The 19,525-nt window shown below is 49.5% G+C and carries 17 protein-coding genes and 1 pseudogene; 2 read left to right on the top strand and 16 right to left on the bottom strand.

Features of this window, described 5'->3' with window-relative positions; all coding sequences use genetic code 11:
- Positions 1–40: 40 nt before the first annotated feature.
- The 15 genes and pseudogenes from DW720_RS06940 to DW720_RS06865 all read right to left on the bottom strand — a co-directional run bounded on the left by DW720_RS06940 (position 41) and on the right by DW720_RS06865 (position 16,355).
- Positions 41–1,375 (bottom strand): MATE family efflux transporter, encoded by a 1,335-nt coding sequence (locus tag DW720_RS06940; protein WP_117796422.1) that lies wholly within the window; start codon positions 1,373–1,375, stop codon positions 41–43.
- A 418-nt stretch (positions 1,376–1,793) separates the two neighbouring features.
- Positions 1,794–2,621, bottom strand: a complete 828-nt coding sequence (locus tag DW720_RS06930; protein ID WP_118637013.1) for a metal ABC transporter permease — start codon at positions 2,619–2,621, stop codon at positions 1,794–1,796.
- 147 nt (positions 2,622–2,768) lie between these two features.
- A pseudogene (locus DW720_RS06925) lies at positions 2,769–3,470 on the bottom strand (ABC transporter ATP-binding protein); the annotation flags it as partial.
- An 89-nt stretch (positions 3,471–3,559) separates the two neighbouring features.
- Entirely contained in the window at positions 3,560–4,852 is a 1,293-nt protein-coding gene (locus tag DW720_RS06920) for a metal ABC transporter substrate-binding protein (protein WP_118749414.1), read from the bottom strand.
- Between the two features lie 129 nt (positions 4,853–4,981).
- A complete protein-coding gene (locus DW720_RS06915; RefSeq protein ID WP_118683983.1) occupies positions 4,982–5,665 on the bottom strand; it encodes an HAD family hydrolase in 684 nt (227 codons plus the stop codon).
- Between the two features lie 269 nt (positions 5,666–5,934).
- Positions 5,935–6,627, bottom strand: a complete 693-nt coding sequence (locus DW720_RS06910; RefSeq protein ID WP_022359809.1) for an epoxyqueuosine reductase QueH — start codon at positions 6,625–6,627, stop codon at positions 5,935–5,937.
- Positions 6,628–6,889: 262 nt separating this feature from the next.
- Positions 6,890–8,017, bottom strand: coding sequence for an RNA polymerase sigma factor RpoD (gene rpoD, locus DW720_RS06905; protein WP_022359808.1), 1,128 nt, complete (start codon positions 8,015–8,017; stop codon positions 6,890–6,892).
- Positions 8,018–8,321: 304 nt separating this feature from the next.
- A complete protein-coding gene (locus DW720_RS06900) occupies positions 8,322–9,242 on the bottom strand; it encodes a YegS/Rv2252/BmrU family lipid kinase (protein WP_118293271.1) in 921 nt (306 codons plus the stop codon).
- 38 nt (positions 9,243–9,280) lie between these two features.
- Entirely contained in the window at positions 9,281–10,471 is a 1,191-nt protein-coding gene (locus DW720_RS06895) for an A/G-specific adenine glycosylase (protein ID WP_118749413.1), read from the bottom strand.
- The gene (locus DW720_RS06890; RefSeq protein ID WP_118749412.1) at positions 10,464–11,444 is read right to left on the bottom strand and encodes a biotin--[acetyl-CoA-carboxylase] ligase; all 981 of its coding nucleotides are present in this window, start codon (positions 11,442–11,444) and stop codon (positions 10,464–10,466) included. Before DW720_RS06890 ends, DW720_RS06895 begins: the two co-directional genes overlap by 8 nt.
- A gap of 5 nt (positions 11,445–11,449) precedes the next feature.
- Entirely contained in the window at positions 11,450–11,758 is a 309-nt protein-coding gene (locus DW720_RS06885; protein ID WP_022359804.1) for a DUF6637 family protein, read from the bottom strand.
- Positions 11,759–11,995: 237 nt separating this feature from the next.
- Complete coding sequence (locus DW720_RS06880; RefSeq protein ID WP_022359803.1) at positions 11,996–12,934, bottom strand: SPFH domain-containing protein; 939 nt, start codon at positions 12,932–12,934, stop codon at positions 11,996–11,998.
- Between the two features lie 5 nt (positions 12,935–12,939).
- On the bottom strand, positions 12,940–13,377 hold the full coding sequence (locus DW720_RS06875; protein WP_118481789.1) for an NfeD family protein: 438 nt from the start codon (positions 13,375–13,377) through the stop codon (positions 12,940–12,942).
- A 219-nt stretch (positions 13,378–13,596) separates the two neighbouring features.
- Positions 13,597–14,391, bottom strand: coding sequence for an RNA methyltransferase (locus DW720_RS06870; RefSeq protein WP_118749411.1), 795 nt, complete (start codon positions 14,389–14,391; stop codon positions 13,597–13,599).
- Complete coding sequence (locus tag DW720_RS06865) at positions 14,388–16,355, bottom strand: NAD(+) synthase (protein ID WP_182436530.1); 1,968 nt, start codon at positions 16,353–16,355, stop codon at positions 14,388–14,390. The genes DW720_RS06870 and DW720_RS06865 overlap by 4 nt, the downstream gene beginning before the upstream one ends.
- 807 nt (positions 16,356–17,162) lie before the next feature.
- Between DW720_RS06865 and DW720_RS06855 the strand changes: the two genes are divergently transcribed.
- Entirely contained in the window at positions 17,163–18,272 is a 1,110-nt protein-coding gene (locus tag DW720_RS06855; RefSeq protein WP_118523527.1) for a ribonuclease H-like domain-containing protein, read from the top strand.
- 1 nt (position 18,273) lies between these two features.
- Here DW720_RS06855 and DW720_RS06850 read toward each other — a convergent pair whose 3' ends face one another.
- A complete protein-coding gene (locus DW720_RS06850) occupies positions 18,274–18,894 on the bottom strand; it encodes a DUF5662 family protein (protein ID WP_243099712.1) in 621 nt (206 codons plus the stop codon).
- A gap of 290 nt (positions 18,895–19,184) precedes the next feature.
- Between DW720_RS06850 and DW720_RS06845 the strand changes: the two genes are divergently transcribed.
- On the top strand, positions 19,185–19,385 hold the full coding sequence (locus DW720_RS06845; RefSeq protein WP_022359797.1) for a cold shock domain-containing protein: 201 nt from the start codon (positions 19,185–19,187) through the stop codon (positions 19,383–19,385).
- Positions 19,386–19,525 lie beyond the last annotated feature (140 nt).

Below are 19,525 nucleotides of genomic sequence, written 5' to 3'. Positions count from 1 at the left end.
AGCCTCACATATATGCAGCCTTTTTGAGACCAAAAACGCCCTATAAAGACACAGTAATCGTCCGCTTCCAGCTCGCCCCAGCATACACTGCCGTGATAAGCTCTGCCAGCCAGAACGCGTGCCAGACACCGATAGGACCGATGATCCGGCTGAGCACAAATGCGATCGGAATGATAATCACAGCATAGCGCATCAGGGAAATTTTCAGAGATTTAAGTCCCATTCCAAGTCCCTCAAACGCGCCAGAAGCAATGACGGAAACCGTTGACATGACAAAGCCCGGGCTGATGAGCCGGAGCGCCGTTCTGCCGATCTCCACCGTCGAAGGCGTCTGCGTAAACAGCCCCATCAGGAAATCCGGCACCAGCTCGCCAAGCAGGGTTCCCGCTGTCATGATAATGCCAACAATCATGAAGGCCGCGCGGAAGATCTTTTTCACCCTCTCCTGCTCGCCTGCACCGTAATTGTAACCGATCAGCGGGCGCATTCCCTGCACCACGCCGCTGGCTCCCTGATAAAGCAGTGCCTGCAGCTTGTAGTAAACACCCAGCACCAGAATATATACCTGCGAAAATGGTGCCAGGATCGCATTGAGCGCCGTCAGAAGCAGGGATGTCAGCGCCATATTGAGTGTTGCCGCGATTCCGACTGAATACATACCGCCGCAGATCTCCTTCGACGGACGCATTTCCCGCAGCGAAATCTCCACATTTAACGGTTTCACATGGTTTAAAATCAAATAAAACAGCAGCGACGCCGTCTGCCCGATTCCTGTCGCCCACGCCGCACCGCGGATTCCCAGTTCCGGCATGGGGCCTAATCCAAAGATAAAGATCGGGTCCAGCACGATATTGACGACGCATCCAATCAAGACGGCTGCCATCGATATTTTCATCTTTCCAACCGACTGGTAGACCTTTTCATATGCCATTCCCATCGTGTCGATCGTTGAAAACAGAAACACATTGCAAAAATACGTCAGTCCGTAGGAAATCGTTACCTCATCGCTCGTAAACATCCGCAGGAAATACGGAATCACCGCCATTCCTAAAATCGTTAAAATCATTCCATGTAAGGCACTTAAAAATACTCCCTGCGATGCTGTCTGGTTCGCCATCCGTGTTTTTCCTTCGCCAAGGCGTCTCGCCACCATCGCATTGATACCAACGCCAAACCCAACCCCGGCTGCGTGCGCAAGGTTCTGGATCGGATAGACAAGCGAAACCGCCGTCATCGCGTCCTCACTGATCATTGCCACGAAAATGCTGTCCACAATATTGTAGAGTGCCCCGGCGATCATCGATATGATGACCGGGATTCCCATCGAAAGCAGCAGCGGGACAACTGGTTTTTCTTTCATGTAGGTCTGATCCATTTTTCCATCTCCATTCCCTTTTTTGTTTTTCACTTTTCATGAGCGTTTCTGAGACATTCTTCGCAAAAAAAACACCTGGGTTTCTTCTGCAAAGCATTTCTTATCAAATAAAAAAGAGACTACGGACTTTACTGTTTATCTCAGAAACAGTACAAACCCTATAGTCTCTTTAACGCTTAGACAAGCTATTCGATTTTCGTTTTCTATCGCCGACCAGCAACTCTGCAAGCTTTTGCTGGCGATCTGCCCATTCCGGCAACCGGATATTATTATAACCGCAAGCCATTTTATTTGTCAACCACTCCCCGGCAAATTCCTGCTGCCACCACGTTTTCTTACGGCACTTTCGGTTCCAAAAGTGCCTACCCGTGAACAGAAACATGAGCATACAGAATGTGTATGTTCTACAAAAAACATCCTATTTGCGGGCAGTAGCAGATATCCCTCTCTGTATCAGCGAAAAGAGCAGAAACGCCGCCAGATCCACCACAACAACGCTCGCGCCCGCCGGTGTTGAGTACGTGTAGGACATCACCATTCCTCCAAAGAAACAGATCAGCGACAGAATCCCCGATGCGATGACCACCCCCCGGAAGCTCTTGAACACCCGCATAGAGGTCAGCGCCGGGAAAATAATTAGACTGGAGATCAGCATCGCGCCCATCATCCGCATTCCAATCACGATCGTGATCGCGGTCAGAACCGCTATCAGCACGTTATAGAGCGACACATTGACGCCGGTCGCCTTGGCAAAGCTTTCATCAAAGGTAACCGCAAATACTTTGTTATAGCAAAAAAGATATAATCCAAGCACCACCATGGAAAGCACCGCCGCAAACTGGACATCTTCCCGGCTCATCGCGAGAATGCTTCCAAACATATAGCTGCTGACATCGGTCGTCATACCGGTTGTCAGGGAAGTTACGATAATACCGATTGCAAGCGCACTGGCCGAGATCATCGCAATCGCAGCGTCACTCTTTACTTTTCCATGTTCTGTGAGCCGCAGCAGGAAAAATGCCGCCAGCACGACCACCGGAATCGAAACCTTTAAAGGTGACCAGCCTGCCGCCAGTGCAATCGAAAGGGATCCGAACGAAACATGGGATAAACCGTCTCCAATCATTGAGTAGCGTTTGAGCACCAGGCTGACACCCAGCAGAGAGGCGCAGAGAGAGACTAAAAGACCGCCGATCAGCGCCCGCACCATAAACGGGTATGATAACATTTCAGATATAATTCCCATCTTCTACACCTCCTTCTCCGCATTTCTGTCTTTCAAATGCTGTTTCGTTTCAGAATCAGTTTCCGAACCCATTTCCGGCTTCTGCATCTTCCTGATTCCATCCTTCTGCATCGGCACTCCGCATCTGTGCCCCAGAGTTGCCAGCTCTTCCCGTCCCAGGAAAGAATGAGCAATCTCACTCTTCACATATTCTTTCATCGTACCCCAGAACAGCGGCTTCTGCCGCATCTGCAAAATTTTTCCTCCCTGATGCACAATATTTGCCATATCATGGGAAACCATCAGGATTGCAACCTTTTCTTCCTGATTCAGTTTCCGGATCAGCTGGTAAAAGTCCAGAATCGCCGACGGATCGAGTCCCGTGATCGGCTCATCGAGAATCAGCAGCTTATCCGTCGCACAGAGCGCCCGCGCGATCAGAACACGCTGTTTCTGACCGCCGGAAAGCTCTCTGAAACAGCTTTTTTCCAGATCACGGATTCCCAGACGATCCAGATTTGCCCGCGCCTCTTTCTTTTCTTTCATCGAATAAAACGGGCGACTGCCGCGTTTTCCCAGGCACCCGGAGATAACCACCTCAAACACAGTCGCTGGAAAGTCCTTCTGCGCGTCGGTCTGCTGCGGCAGGTAACCAATACCGGCTTTTTTTAATTCTTCCGAATATTCAATCCTGCCCGAAGTCGGTTTTAAAAGTCCCAGAATGCCCTTCATCAGGGTACTTTTTCCCGAACCATTTTCCCCGACAATGCAGATGTAATCGCCCTCATTTACCTCCAGGTTCACATCCAGCACCGCATCCTGGTTTTCATAACCAAAACCTACATGCTCACATTTTAAGAGTAATCCCATCTATAATTCCTTTCACTACTGCTCTACTCTTCTATTGTCATAAACATTCACCATGGCTAAAGACTTTTTCCCATAATCATCTATTATTTTTATGACAATCCCTTTTTCAAGTTCTTTACGTTCTGCTCCATCAATTCCAGATAGGTAACGCCCGAATCAAACTGGTGTCTCGTCACATTGTGGCAGGAGTGGAACAACAGTGGTTCCGCGCCCGTCTCTTCCCCGATGATCTCCGCCACGCGCGGGCTGGAAAGCTCCAGGTAATAGACGGCTGGTATCTGTTCCTCCCGCACCTTATCGATCAGGTAGGCGATGGTCTTGGCACTCGGCTCCGTATCCGTACTGCATCCTGAAAATGCCGCCCTGTATTCCAGCCCATACTCATCGAAAAAGTACCGGAGTGGAAATTTATCACCGAAAACGACGAGACGCCGCTTGGCATGGGAGACAACTTCTCTGAATTCTGCATCCAATTCCGTCAATTTATCCTGATAGGACGTGCAGTTTTCTGCATAGGAAGCCGCGTGCGCCGGATCTTCCTGTTCCAGCACCTCCGCCAGCACGCCGACCAGCTTTTTCGCATTGACCGGGGACGTCCAGATGTGCTCGTCATATTCAATCTCGACGCCGTGACCATCGTCCTCATCCAGATACTCTTGAGCGTGATCTTCATCATGAACCGCCACATCTTCCATATCATGCTCATCCTCGCTGTGAATATGCTCTTCTGTGTCGTGTTCTTCTTCACTGTAAACATGGTCCTCTGGCTCATGTTCTTCTTCACTGTAAACATGGTCCTCTGGCTCATGTTCTTCTTCACTGTGAGCATGATCTTCCGACTCATGATCGTGATCACCCGCATGAACCGTTCCATCTGCATGAACATGCGTATGTCCATGATCGTGCGACTCTCCATCTTCCATGCCCTCGACGATCTCCTCCTGCACCACATCCACGCAGTCCATCATCGTCACGACGCGCTTCGGTCCGGTTCCCTCCTCGAAGGAATCAAGCACCTGCGAAAGCCACTGTTCCATCGTGCCGCCGTTGCAGACTAACAGATCTGCATTCTGGATTGTGATCATGTCCGCCGGTGTCGGTTCAAACGAATGGCTGTCCATGCCCGCCGGAACAACCATCGTCAGCCGGATCGAATCCCCGGCAATCTGCCGGAGAAAATCGTAATACGGAAATAGCGTCGTCACAACGTTTAAGCGCGTATCACCAGACGCATCTGCCCCTTTTAACGGATTCGACGATGAATCAGACGATGCAGTTCCCCGCCGTGGCGTACACGCTGTAAGAACACACGAAAAGACAATCAAAAAAGCAAGCATCCATGATATCCATTTACATTTAAATCCATTCTTGTGTTTTACCATATTTCTTTTTTACCCTTAACTTCTTCTATTTCAGTAAATGTTTTTCAATAAACATTTCGAATTACTATTTCAAATATCATTTTCTTTCACAACTGTTTCTCTTTTCAAAGCTATGAACAAACACAGACACTACTCCATTCTTCCATGTGACTCATTCTTTTTCTTCACAATCTCCGCTACTTCCGACGGATGTGCCACAATATACTGCGGATGGCAGCCTTCCAGCTCTTCCCGGTCACGGAAGCCCCAGAGCACGCCGACCGTGTCCATTCCGGCATTCAGCCCAGTTTCCATATCTGTATTCGTATCGCCCAGATACAGACACTCTTCCTGTTTTATACCCAGTTCCTGGCAGATGGCGAACGCCCCGTCTGGAGCCGGTTTTTTCGGCGTTCCCGCCTGCTCGCCGCGCACCACATCAAAATATCCTTTCCCAAAGAATGTCTCAATATTCACAATTGCCTGCTCATGCGGCTTGTTCGAAAAAACAGCCACATGTACACCCATCTCTTTTAACGACGCCAGCAACTCCCGGATACCGTCATATGGCTCTACGTCTTTCAGGCAGTATTTAGAGAAATTCTCCATATAAATCGGAAGCGACGCTTCATAATGAACCAGCTTCTCATCCCCTGCCAGCATCAGCGCACGCTTCATCTGCATCCGATAGCCATTTCCCACGATCCGTTTCGTTTCCTCCGGTGTGACATGGCGCAGTCCGAATGCATCCAATGTTAAATTTGTCACATAAGTCAGCGCATAAACCGTATTTAAAAGAGTTCCATCCAAATCAAATATACATAAGCGGTACATTGCGTTTCTTCCTTTCTGTTTCCATCTTTTCTTATAACTTTTTTGTTACTGTTCACGCATACGTGCTCAGTAACGGAATTTGCCGTGGCTTCGCATTTAAATACGGCAAATTCCTGCTGCCACCACGTTTTCTTACGGCACTTTCGGTTCCAAAAGTGCCTACCTGTGAACAGTACCACTTTTTTCCCCTCACAGCCGATTCATACTTTCACAGCTACAGGCAATCATCCATATAAACTCATCTTCGACCAAACATATCGCCCCGCAAATCACGATGTTTCCTGCCTCTCCTTCTGCATCTGCTCTTCACGCTCCCGCTTCGAGAACACGCATCCGCAGTAATTCTGCCGGTATAGATGATACTGCGCCGACAGCTCGATCGAGCGCTTATATCCCTCTTTTTTCTTGAAATCCGACGGCAGAAATGCCACATGATACTCTTCTCCCATCGCCTGCCCGATCGTATTGAGGCGCCCGGCATTTTTGAGCGGACTGATCGTGAGGGTCGTCGTGAACCAGTCATAGCCGCCCTCGGCTGCCAGCTTCGCCGCTTCCCGGAGGCGCATCTCAAAACAAATACCGCAGCGCTCGCCGCCCTCCGGATCCTTCTCATGCCCCCGGACTGCCTCATAGTAGCATTCCGGGTCGTACTTTCCTTCTACAAACCGGATCGGATGCACCGCTGGAAGCTCCCGGATCAGCCGCTGTACCTCCTCCGTGCGCGCCTCATATTCCTCTTTCGGTGAAATATTCGGATTGTAGTAGAACACCGTAATCGAAAAATACTGCGACAGATATTCCAGCACGTAGCTGCTGCACGGCGCACAACAGCTGTGGAGAAATAAAGTCGGAACTCTGCCGTCCCGGACTGCTGCATCCAGCACTTTTTCCATTTCTTTCTGATAATTCCGTTTCGCCGTCTGTGTCTTTCTGGCTGGCGGATTTTTCATTGGTTCCGACATTTTTCTCTCCTCTTTCTATAAGTTCCCATCTGTCCGTGCATTTTCCTTCCAGCACGCGATACTTCTATCCGAAACGCTTCTTTCCTGACAAACATCATTTTCATCCTTAGACGTCATATGAAGATATGCACAATAATTCATATTCTTCAAAACTTGAAAAAGCAGCCTGTACCCACGGACGGGTACAAACTGCTTTATCTTTTTATTAAACCTTTCAGGAAATTCCAAACAAATTTCCCTTTTTATCAAAATGATACAACTCTTACAGGAAATCGCGAATCCGTTTGCTCCGGACCGGATTTCTTAATTTACGAAGTGCTTTTGCCTCGATCTGGCGGATACGCTCTCTCGTTACGTTGAATGCTTTTCCGACCTCTTCCAGGGTTCTCGGATGTCCGTCCTCCAGACCAAACCGGAGAATAATAACCTGACGCTCTCTCTCCTTCAGGTCTCCAAGCAATGCATCGATATGCTCACGCAGCATAACAGATTCTACATTCCCTTCCGGCGTTACCACGTTGCCGTCCGCTACGAAATCACCCAGATTGGAATCGTCTTCCTCACCGATCGGGGTTTCCAGGGAAGCTGGCTCACGTGCGATCTGCATGATCTCCATGACCTTATCCTCGGACATGCCAAGCGCCTCGGAAAGCTCTGCCACCGACGGCTCATAGCCCAGTTCCAGCGTCAGCTTACGCTGCATCTTGGACATCTTGTTGATCGTCTCTACCATATGCACCGGGACACGGATAGTTCTCGCCTGATCCGCCAGAGCCCTTGTAACAGACTGACGAATCCACCAGGTCGCATATGTACTTAACTTATAACCCTTTGTATAATCAAACTTCTCAACGCCCTTAATAAGACCCAGATTGCCTTCCTGAACCAGATCCAGGAAGCTCATGCCGCGTCCTGTATAGCGCTTTGCAATGCTGACAACCAGGCGCAGGTTTGCCTCAATCAGGCGCTCTTTTGCATTCACATCACCCTCTGCTTTGCGCTTTGCAAGGCGGATCTCCTCCTCCGCGCTCAGAAGCGGAACAGTACCGATCTCTTTCAGGTACATGCGGACCGGATCTTCCGTGCCGATTCCCTCTAACAGATCGATCGCATCCAGATCGATATCCTCTTCCTCGTTCTTGAGGAATTCATCATCCACATCATCATCGAGCATCGAATCATTTTCCTTGAGGATCGAATCATCGATCACCTCCGGAATGACATCAATATTATTCTGCTCCAGATAATTGTAAATCTGCTCCATCTGCTCTGTCTGCAGATTATCGCCCATAAAAAAGTTATTGATCTCTGTCACGTCCAGCGCGTTCTGCTTGGACTTTGCTAACTCTACCAGTTTCCTTAACTTACCTAAAAAATTTTCTTTCTCCACGAATTAACGTCCTTTCGATTTATTTCGCTTAGAAGTTTCTTTATATCTAACGTGATATTGTCCCTCGATTGTTTGTGTGCTCTTATTTCCCTGCACCTTTCCCTGCAATATCCCGAAAGTACATTATATACGATTAAATTCTATTTTTCAACAATTTTCGAAATTTTTCGATCTATTTCTATTTAGGCAGTTACTGTTCACGCATACGTGCCCAGCAACGCAATTTGCCGTGGCTTCGCATTTAAATACGGCAAATTCCTGCTGCCACCACGTTTTCTTACGGCACTTTCGGTTCCAAAAGTGCCTATCCGCGAACCGTAACTTCAGGCACCCTGATCGCAATCTCTCTTGGTTTATTTTCAATCACGACCTCTGTCTGACTTCCACCAAACTCACCGTCCAGCGACCAGTCCACCAGCTCCTCCGACTGTACCGTCAGTTTCGAGGTGCGGAACTTGAATACGCATTCATTTTCGCCCTCTCTCTGAATCAGATAAGCAGCAATACTTGCAATGTCAAGCGGCGTGCGCGGTTTCCGGACCAGAAGCACCTCAAACTCCCCGTCATCCAGCGCCACGTCCATACCAACCAGTCCTTTAAAACCTCCGATCGAGGTCGTATTGGTCACCATTCCCAGAATAAATTCCTCTTCCAATTCTCTCTGCTCCCCCAGATGTTCCCACGTAAGGCGCATCCGGTAGGATTTAAGCCCTGTCAGGCGTTTGATAGCTTCCAGCATATATGCCTGATGCCCCAAAATATTTTTCGTCTCCTGCGGGGTCGAATAGGATACCTCCGTAAATGCTCCGAACGCCGCCACATAGACGAAATATCGGTTTTTACCGAATACACCGACATCCACCAGAAATGGTTTTCCCCGCACAGCTGTCTGCGCCGCTTTCCGCATATTTTTCGGAAGTCCCAGACTGGATGCGAAATCATTCGTGGAACCCGACGGGATATATCCTAACTCCGGGCGCTTTTCCGGGGTGATCGTCATCAGCCCCGATACCACCTCGTTGAGCGTACCGTCCCCGCCGCTGCACACGACCAGTTCCTTCGTTTTCGCACGTGCCGCCTGATACTCCGCATCCTTCGGGCCCTGCGTAATATAAACAGACGGTCCATAGCCCGCCTTTACAAAACTATCTAAAATTTCAAGAAGACGACTTCGAATCTGTTCTTTGCCAGATCTCGGATTGATGATAAAAAGCATTTTTTTCATAATCGCCATTTCTCCTGCTCCCCCACACTAACAGTATTTCATATTAATATATTTGTATACACGCGAAATGCATTGGGGATCGGATAGCGATCCTGCAGCTGTGCCCGGCACACCATCAAAACTGCTTTATCCTGATAACCGGATGCCCGTTTCAGGCGGATTCTGCGTCCGCACATATGCCATTCAACATGGGAAAAAATGTGGACTGCATCCGGCAGATCCTCGGTTTCCCTGATATCCGCCTCCGCGATCCCCAGTTCTTTCGCTGCCTCCGCCGCACTCTTTTTTCCGTCCAGATTGACATATTCGTAGAGGGACGCCAACAATCCCTTGCTGCTGCGCTTGCGGATCGCCACCGTATCCTCCCACTCAATCAGGCAGACCGTTTTTTCCTCGATCCGGCGCGGCTTTTTCGGCGGCTTGACCGGATATTGCTCCTCCTCTCCCCGCCGGTGCGCCAGACAAAGGGATTCCAGCGGGCACTTCTCACAGAGCGGACGTCCGCCCGGGATGCAGACAAGCGCGCCCAACTCAATCCATGCCTGATTATATTCACCTGGATGAAATAGCTCTTCTGACCGTGATGCCGTTGAAACCTCACCGGCATCATCACCGGCTAACAAATAGGAATCTCTTTCCTCCGTCCGGCGCACAAGTTCCGCCTCCAGGCGCCGCTCATATTTCTTTCGAAGCGCCGGCTTCGTGCTGTCCTGTGGGTCAGCAAACAGGCGTGTCAGAACACGCACCACATTTCCATCCAGCGCCGGAGCCGGCAGATCATACGCGATCGACGCAACTGCCCCGGCTGTATAACTTCCGATGCCCGGAAGTTTCAATATCTCATCCCGCGACGCCGGCATCTGACCGCCGTAGTCTTCCATCAGGCAGACCGCTGCCTTTTTTAGGTTCCGGGCTCTGGAATAATACCCAAGTCCCTCCCACAGCTTCAAAAGCCGCTCTTCGTCCACCTGTGCGAGCGAGGTGATGTCCGGGAGTGCTTCCATAAAACGGGCAAAGTACGGTTTGACCGCCTCTACCCGTGTCTGCTGCAGCATGATCTCCGAAATCCAGACCGAATACGGTTCCGGATTCTCCCGCCACGGAAGGAGCCGCCGGTTTTTCCGGTACCAGGAGAGCAATGGATCGCCGGATGCCGCCAGCCTCTCTTCTTCCGCATACGGTATTTCCCCCTCTAAAGGCTTTAACGACGCATAAAAATCTTTATACATATCCGTAAATGCCCCGGACAGATACCTCTCCTGAGATCACCTTGCATACCTTTCCGTCTTCTGTGCGGACCAGCAGTTCGCCCATCTCGTCAATTCCGAGCGCTATGCCCGTATACTCATTGCCCGGAGACAGGACGCGCACCTGTGTACCGCAGTTTGCCAGACGGCTGTTATAAACGTCCATCAGGGATTTCATGTTCTGGTTTTTCATGAATTTATCATAATATCCCTCATACGCACGCATGATCGCGGCGATAAGCTGGCTGCGGCGCACTTCTTTTCCTGTCTCCAGATACAGAGACGTTGCCACATCCCGAATCTCCTCCGGGAACTCGTGATTTGCCACGTTGATACCAATACCAGTCACGATATAATTAATACACTCTAATTCCGTGCTCATCTCGGTCAGGATACCGCAGACCTTCTTTCCATTGACGACGATATCGTTCGGCCACTTGATCTTTGCCTCCAGATCACAAACCTCCCGAATCCCGTCGGCAACTGCCAGAGCCGCCACCAGCGTCAGCATCGACGCGCAGGTCGGAGGAAGCTCCGGGCGCAGAAGCAGGCTCATCCAGATGCCGACGCCATGCGGCGCCGCCCAGCTTCTTCCGCGGCGTCCCTTTCCCATCGACTGATAATCCGCGACTGCCAGCGTACCGTGCGGGGCATCTTTCTCCGCCGCTTTCTTGATCTCGGTATTGGTTGAATCTGTCTCGTCAAAATATAAAATATTTTTTCCAGCCCACTCGCTGTCGATGCTGCTCTCCAGCTCTGCCTGGCTGAGAACATCGCCCAGGAAACGCAGCCGGTAACCGCGGTTCCGGACCGCCTCTATCTCATATCCTTCTGCCTCCAACTGTTTGATAACTTTCCAGACTGCCGTCCGTGATACATTTAAACGCTCACAGATCTCCTGTCCGGACAGGTAATCATCCGTTTCTTTTAACATTCGCAAAACTTCTGTTTTCACTTTTATTACCCCCACCATATTGTAAGTGTACTGACAATACATAAAAGGAACAATCCTGCTCCCACTGCCATCAGGATCATTCCGCCGGTCCGCAGATGCTTTCTTCCCCTTCCCCGGCGATAGCGGTCATAGCCATTGGCAAAATTCAGTACCGCCGCCAGAAGAAAGATTACCGGAAACAAAATCCGGTTTTCATCCGGGTTCAGAAACGCAAGAACCGCAAATATCACGATCAATATACCCACTACGATATGAAGCATATCCAGGGCAAACGCGATATTCGCGCTTTTCTTTCTTTTTTCCTGCAAGTTCAACGCATCCACTCCTTACTTATATTCGCAAACAACAGCCTCATTCTTCATATAGTACATAGCTTCTTGCATATACCCTTTCATCAACATATATGGGTATACATATCACTATGGGATATTATACCGAATGTCCGCAGGCTTGTCAAAAAAGAAATCGAAAAAGGCTGCGGTTCCTGCTTCACATAACCACCAGCCTTTTCTTATACCTTCTTTTTATAACTTAGAGCCGCTCACTCCCGGCTACTCTGCCTTTTGAACATCCGTGCCAACTTCCGTCAGACCCTTTACCAGACCGGCAATGCCCTGGATCTCGGACGGGATGATGATCTTCGTTGCCTTGCCGTCCGCTGCTTTGGCAAATGCCTCCAGACTCTTGAGCTGCAGCACTGCATTGTCCGCGCCTGCTTCCTTGATGAAGCGAAGTCCGTCTGCTTCCGCTTTCTGGACTTTGAGGATCGCTTCCGCCTCACCTTCTGCCTCGCGGATCATCTTTTCCTTCTGTGCTTCTGCACGCAGGATCGCCGCTTCCTTCTCTGCTTCTGCTTCCAGAATCGCGGACTCTTTCTTACCTTCGGCTACCAGGATCGTCGATTTCTTCTCGCCTTCGGCACGGAGAATGGACTCACGGCGCTCACGCTCTGCCTTCATCTGTTTCTCCATCGCATCCTGAATGGCTGCCGGAGGAATGATATTTTTCAACTCAACACGGTTTACCTTGATTCCCCACGGGTCTGTCGCCACATCGAGTGCAGCGCGCATCTTCGTGTTGATCGTCTCACGGGAGGTTAAGGTCTGGTCAAGTTCGAGATCACCGATGATATTTCGAAGGGTGGTCGCCGTCAGGTTCTCGATCGCCATGATCGGATTCTCAACACCATAAGCAAACAGCTTCGGATCCGTGATCTGGAAAAATACAACCGTATCAATCTTCATCGTAACGTTATCTTTCGTGATAACCGGCTGCGGTGCAAAATCTACAACCTGCTCTTTTAAAATGACTCTTTTTGCCACGCGGTCAATGAACGGCACCTTGAAATGCACGCCAACCGACCATGTCTCCAGATAAGCACCCAGACGCTCTACGACTAATGCCTGTGCCTGCGGCACGATCCGGATACAGGATGACAAAATCAGAAGTACCACAATCGCAATGACAAGAAAACTGATAACTGCTCCCATATTTCCTACTCCTCCTTACATTTGCTGACAATCAGCTTGACGCCGCTGACCGCCTGAATCTGTACCATCGTATCCCTCGGAATCCGGCTTCCATCCGCCGAGCGTGCCGTCCATTCCTGGCCGGACACCATCGCCGTTCCTCTCGCCTCGTCGTTATCAATCTCTGCGGTTACCCGCGCTTTTTTACCCACCAGCGCGTCCACATTGGTCCGCACCGTCTTCTGATTGATATACCGGAGTGCCAATGGTCTTGTTGAATACAAAAGAAGGAATGAAACAACGACAAACACTGCCAGCTGAATGTAAAGATTCACTCCCGCGATCGACAGGACACACGCAATCAGAGCGCCTCCAGCAAACCAGATCGAAGTCAGCGCCATCGACGCTGCTTCCAGCCCGATACACACTACAAACACCGCCAGCCAGACACACCATACTGCCATGTCATCCCCTCCTTCCATATAGGTCTTTTGACCCTGATATCTTAAAACTAGTATACGATATTTTCTGACATTTATCAACCAATCAGCTCTGTTTTTGAACTTACGGTTTTATTACAAACTTCTTAATGGAACATATCGATCTGCAGTTCAATTTATTTCTTCACAGCTCTCTATTTGCACAAACTATCCGGCTTAAAACATTGTTTCAAAAAATGCAATTTACTGCCGTCTCTGCCGTGCCGTCTCAAACAGCAGCACCGAAGCCGCCACCGCTGCATTGAGGGATTCAACCTTTCCAGCCATCGGAATCCTCACCCACGCGTCAGCAAGCGCCGCCGTCTCCTCGGTCAGACCATTTGCTTCATTTCCGATCAGAAAGCCGGACGGACCTGTATAATTTTCTTCTTCGTAGTTATGTTTCCCCTTTAAATGCGCCGCATAGAGGTGGATTCCCTGCTTTTTTACTTCCCCGATCGTCTGATGCAGGTCGTCCGTGTAGATAAACGGCACCCGGTAGATCGAGCCCATCGTGGAACGGATGACCTTCGGGCTGTAAATATCAGCTGAACCTCGGTCAAGAATGATGCCTGTCACACCCGCCCCCTCTCCGGCACGCAGGATTGTTCCCAGATTACCCGGATCCTGCAATGTCTCCAGAATCACAAGCTCCGGTGCCTTTCCGTCCGGGCTATTTTTCAGCACATCTGAAAGCTGATAGGAAAACTGTTCCGCTACCGCCAGGATCCCCTGCGGTGTCTGGGTGTCCGACATATGGCGCATGACCTCATCCGTCACCGTCTCATACCGGCAGCCAGCCAGCAGTTTTTCTGCTCTTTCCCCCTGCTGGCGCAGAAAATTTTCCGACACATAGACTTCGCGGCGTTTCTCCACCGGCAGTTCCCCGAACATCTTCGGACCTTCCACCAAAAAGACGCCCTGTTCCCGTCTTGCTTTTGCTTTCTTTGCAAGCGCCGTCACCGCTCTGACACGGGCGTTGCCCGTGCTCGCGATCACAGGCTGCCTCCTGCCGCTTTCGTCTCCGGCACTCCGTAAACGCAATCCTCATCCAGTGTTTCCAGCTCCTCCAGCCACAGGCGGCTGCACGCATCGCTCGGCATACGCAGGTCGCCGCGCGGCGATACTGCAGCAGAACCTACCTTCGGACCATCCGGCAGGCAGGAACGCTTAAACTGCTGGTTGAAGAAACGGCGGTAGAACACCTTCAGCCATTTAAGGATCGTTTCCTTATCATAAGCACCGTCAAATGCCTGACGCGCCAGGCGGTAAATCTTGCCCGGACGGTAGCCGAATCTTAATATATAGTAGAGATAGAAATCATGCAGCTCATAAGGACCAACCAAATCCTCCGTTTTCTGCGCGATCTTTCCATCCTCCTCCGGCGGCAGAAGCTCCGGGCTGACCGGCGTATCCAGTACATCCAGCAGAATATCAGAAAGCTCTTTCTCGCCACAGGTATCTGCATAATAGCGCACCAGATGGCGCACCAGCATCTTCGGAACCGAGCAGTTGACACCGTACATCGACATATGATCGCCGTTGTAGGTCGCCCAGCCAAGCGCCAGCTCCGACATATCGCCGGTACCGATGACAAGACCGCCGATCTTATTGGCAAGGTTCATCAGAACCAGCGTTCTCTGGCGTGCCTGTGAATTTTCATACGTTACATCATGAACCGACGGATCCTGCTCAATGTCACGGAAATGGATAGTAACTGCCTCTCGGATATCGACTTCTTTCAAGGTTGCACCCAGCTTTTTCGTGAGCTGGCAGGCATTCTGGTACGTCCGGTCAGTCGTACCAAAGCACGGCATCGTCACAGACAGGATATTTTCACGCGGAATCCCCAGCAGATCAAAGGCGCGCACGGTTACTAAAAGTGCCAGCGTTGAATCCAGACCGCCTGAAATACCAACGACAGCATGGCGGCATCCGGTATGTTTGAGACGTTTTTTCAATCCCATCGCCTGGATCGAAAGGATCTCCTCGCAGCGGCGGTTCCGGCTGCCCGCATCGTGTGGGACAAACGGGGTCGGATCGATCGCGCGCTCCAGCGCAAGCGGTTTCCGATCCAGCGTAAAGCTTACAAACCGGTAATCCTCACGGCCTTCTGTCTGATAGGTCGTCATCCGGCGGCGCTCACATTCCAGACGTTCCAAATCGATATCTGCGTAGATCGTCTGATTCTCAAATCGCGCTGACTCCGACAGGATATTGCCATTCTCAGCGATAATATTCTGGCCGCCAAAAACGAGATCCTGGGAAGACTCTCCCTCGCCCGCATTGGCGTAAATATACGCACAGAGCAGCCGCGCCGACTGACCGCTGATCAGACTTCTGCGGTACTCGCTCTTGCCTGTCACCTCATCGCTGGCAGAACAGTTGACGATCACCGTTGCCCCCGCCGACGCGTGTGCAATACTCGGTGGATTTAAAACCCAGACGTCCTCGCAGATCTCCGCCCCCACGACGAGATTTTCCACATTGTCACAGGAAAATAAAAGCTCCATTCCCATTGGCACCTGATAACCGTCCCAGGAAACGTCGATTGTCTTTTCCCAGCCCGGGTTGAAATAACGTCCCTCATAAAATTCAGAATAGTTTGGAATCCATCTCTTCGGAACCAGACCGAGCAGCTTTCCATCCTGGATCGCCGCTGCCACATTGTACAATTTATTGTTGTATTCCCACGGAAGTCCTACAAATACAAGCATTGAATCGCCAGCTGTAAAGGCGATCAGTTTCCTAAGCTCTTCCTTTGCCTTCGCCAGCAGCGATTTCTGGATAAACAGCTCACCGCACGTATATCCCGTCAGCACCAGCTCTGGAAATACCATAATCGAAGCGCCCTTTTTGCACCCCTCCTCTATCTGTTCACAAACCTGTTCCCGGTTGTACTCTACATCTGCCACCTTCACTTCCGGCGTTGACGCGGCAACCCGGATAAAGCCATCTCTTATCATATGGTTTGTCTCCCTTATAAATAATTTTTAAAAACATAGCAACTGTTCAATAGGTCTGCGCATTTACTGCGCTGACCGTACGAAAACATGGACCAGCAGGCAAAAATCCCATTGCCGTAGGCAATTTTAAATGGATTTTTGCGCGTGACTGTGAAGGTACTGAACAGTTACGAATTTATTGTAGCTGTCACTATACAAAAAGTCAAACATATATAAAAAGAGAGCCGCTTTTCCCCCACAGAAAGCAGCTCTCCGGTCACGTTCACAACCGTTACATTAAATAGTTTGATTGCTGTATGTAAATATACCACTCTTTTCCAATTTTGTCAACGTCACCTTTGTCATTTTGCACAATAAATCTTTTTCTTTTTTCGACAAGAAAAAGCAATTTTCACAGTTCTTTTTTACGAATCTTTCCGCTTTCAGTCTTTGGAAACTCCTTTAGCAAGGCAAATTCGCGCGGGATCTCATAATCTGCCAGTCTTTCCGCCAAAAATTCCCGAATTGCCATATTGGTACAACCACATTTCCCGCTGTCACTTCCGACATTTTCTAGTATATCGGAATTTCAAAAGATTGCCAAACTTGTACCACTGAAGGTTTACAAATTGTTTTTCTTTTTACTCAACTGCCAGAACGGATATTTCACGATACCGGCTGTGTTATTGTTTTGTCATTTTAAACGGTTGCTTTTCACTTCCGATGAATTTATAATAACGCCATAGGTTACAGTCTGAAACCAATCCCCGACGCAATGCGGATCTGGGGCGGACATTATAAACCGACACAGGAGGATACTGCCAAATGATCACCATTCAAAATCCGCTGACCTTTACTTCCTCTTATCCGCCCAAACGGTTAGGAGCTATCTCCGATCTGCTCTTTTTCGATATCGAGACAACCGGCTTTTCCGGCGACTACGCCTCGGTCTATCTGATCGGCTGCGTCTGGCACGACGGAAACACCTGGATTCTGACCCAGTATTTTGCCGAGACGAGGGATGCGGAGGAAGAGGTTCTCGACGCTTTTTTTGCACTTCTCCGGACAAAGCGCATCCTCGTCCATTTCAACGGCGACGGGTTTGACATTCCATTTCTGACGAAACGCTGTGTTTTTTATAAAAAGGACTGGAATTTTGAAGCGGTTGAAAGTTTTGATATTTATAAGAAAATACGCCCATTAAAGAAATTGCTGGGACTTGAAAATCTGAAACAGAAAAGCATCGAGCGGTTCCTCGGCATTGCCCGCGAAGATAAGTACAACGGCGGTCAGCTCATCGAGGTTTACGGTGAATATTTACAGACGCACTCTGAGCTGCTGAAACACCTTCTGATTCTCCATAACGAGGATGACTTAAAGGGAATGCCGCAGATTCTGCCGATTCTCGCCTACCCGGACTTTCTGACCGGCGATTTTTCTTTCAAAGGTTCAGAAAGCCGTGATATCCCATATGCGGACGGAAACTCAGAAAAGCACCTGCTGCTTCACTATGAAAGCCCCGTCTCTCTGACAAGTGGATTCCAGTTTTCTATCGGTGAGCTGGAGCTGTCGGCGGAAGGAAACCGCCTGACGCTCGACCTCCCATTATATTCCGGGGAACTGAAACGATTTTACAGCGATTATGAGAATTATTACTATATGATCTACGAGGACTGCGCCATCCACAAAAGTGTCGGTCAGTATGTGGATCGCTCCGCCCGCAAGAAGGCAACCGCCAAAACGTGCTACACCCGCGCAGCCGGGCTGTTTGTGCCGCAACCGCTTCTTGCAGATGGCACTCCGATGTGGCATGAATGCCTGAAAGCAGACTATAAGAGTAAGCAGCTGTTTGTGCCGTATTCAGAACAGCTTTTCACAGATCCAGAGACGGCAGTGCTGTACTTACATAATTATCTGAGAGAATTGTCCTTATAAATTACAGCACCCGTCCACGCTCTCTTATCTCCCGGATCACGTGTCCCATCCGTTTTCTCCGGACTGCCTGTTCTTTCGCCCTCTCCCGCGCAAGCAGCGCCCGGATGAACGCAAAGGTTCTCTCCTCGCCCTGCTCTTTCAGCATCGTGAGGAGATATTCCAGCTGGTACTTTGTCCTCGGGTGCATCACGACAAAATCTCTGCCTCTTTCAAAGTATTCCCACGCACACGCATCCGTATAATCTTTTCCCTTATAAACCTTCGACGCGGCAATCCGGTCCATTACCATCTCGATCAGATAGCGAAGGGGCATTTTATTGCCGACAAGCCCCCAGGACTTGTCCGGTGCAAAATCGATCCAGTATTCGAAATGATGTTTGTTGCGTCCCTTGTGGTGCAGCCATGCCGCCGAATAGCCCTTTTCTTCTTTTTCCGCCGCATTTGGGCTGCGGTTTCCCTGATAATATTTAACGCCGGTCACAAATTCCTCCCAGGAATACTTGGAGAGGTCGTGCAGAAGTCCCTGGCGGTACAGCCCTACCGCAAAGCAGTTTTTCATGACCTCGCATTTATGTTTCGTGATCGTCAAAAAATGATGATACGCATTGTAAATATAATTCATTTTCCTACCTCTTTCCCCTTTTCTTTCCTCCTATTTTACCCCCCGTATTCTGGTTTGACAACCCCACTTTCTTTCGCGGCTTTCTGGAAAATACCCGTTACTGGGCACACATGTGTGTACAGTAACAAATGCCCTTATTTTCCACAAAAATTTAACTATTTTTAAATGTCTGAATTTCCAGAAATTTTATGCGAAAACGTTTGACATCAATATGAAACTATGCTATTCTTGGAACAGGTCGTAAATCCATGCGACCATCACTATTTTTTATATTTTTTTGGAGGTATCATATGAACAGAGGTACTGTAAAGTGGTTCAACAACCAGAAAGGTTACGGATTTATCTGCGACGAGCAGGGCAACGATGTATTCGTTCACTACTCCGGACTGAACATGGAAGGCTTCAAGTCTCTTGAGGAAGGCGCTCAGGTAGAGTTCGAAGTTGTTAACGGTGCTAAGGGACCGCAGGCTACTAACGTAACCAAGCTTTAATCATCAACTTTCCAGTGTACCTGTTTTCCAAATATGTTTGATATATATTTTGCGAATACGTTATATTGATCTAAGTAAAGTGATTATAAAAAGGGGCTGTCGCATTAGCAAATATTTTTGCTGGGCGGCAGCCCTACTTT

The sequence above is a fragment of the Clostridium sp. AM27-28 genome (assembly GCF_003480955.1).
In the GTDB taxonomy this organism is placed as follows: domain Bacteria; phylum Bacillota; class Clostridia; order Lachnospirales; family Lachnospiraceae; genus Otoolea; species Otoolea fessa.
Note: the sequence above shows the minus strand (reverse complement) of the source record. Positions and strands in the feature narration are given on the sequence as shown.

Excerpts from the sequence above, each read along its gene's own strand:
- DW720_RS06940 (WP_117796422.1), bottom strand. The coding sequence starts at position 1,375 with ATGGATCAGACCTACATGAAAGAAAAACCAGTTGTCCCGCTGCTGCTT.
- DW720_RS06930 (WP_118637013.1), bottom strand. The coding sequence starts at position 2,621 with ATGGGAATTATATCTGAAATGTTATCATACCCGTTTATGGTGCGGGCG.
- DW720_RS06920 (WP_118749414.1), bottom strand. The coding sequence starts at position 4,852 with ATGGTAAAACACAAGAATGGATTTAAATGTAAATGGATATCATGGATG.
- DW720_RS06915 (WP_118683983.1), bottom strand. The coding sequence starts at position 5,665 with ATGTACCGCTTATGTATATTTGATTTGGATGGAACTCTTTTAAATACG.
- DW720_RS06910 (WP_022359809.1), bottom strand. The coding sequence starts at position 6,627 with ATGTCGGAACCAATGAAAAATCCGCCAGCCAGAAAGACACAGACGGCG.
- DW720_RS06900 (WP_118293271.1), bottom strand. The coding sequence starts at position 9,242 with ATGAAAAAAATGCTTTTTATCATCAATCCGAGATCTGGCAAAGAACAG.
- DW720_RS06895 (WP_118749413.1), bottom strand. The coding sequence starts at position 10,471 with ATGTATAAAGATTTTTATGCGTCGTTAAAGCCTTTAGAGGGGGAAATA.
- DW720_RS06880 (WP_022359803.1), bottom strand. The coding sequence starts at position 12,934 with ATGGGAGCAGTTATCAGTTTTCTTGTCATTGCGATTGTGGTACTTCTG.
- DW720_RS06875 (WP_118481789.1), bottom strand. The coding sequence starts at position 13,377 with ATGGCAGTATGGTGTGTCTGGCTGGCGGTGTTTGTAGTGTGTATCGGG.
- DW720_RS06855 (WP_118523527.1), top strand. The coding sequence starts at position 17,163 with ATGATCACCATTCAAAATCCGCTGACCTTTACTTCCTCTTATCCGCCC.
- DW720_RS06850 (WP_243099712.1), bottom strand. The coding sequence starts at position 18,894 with ATGAATTATATTTACAATGCGTATCATCATTTTTTGACGATCACGAAA.
- DW720_RS06845 (WP_022359797.1), top strand. The coding sequence starts at position 19,185 with ATGAACAGAGGTACTGTAAAGTGGTTCAACAACCAGAAAGGTTACGGA.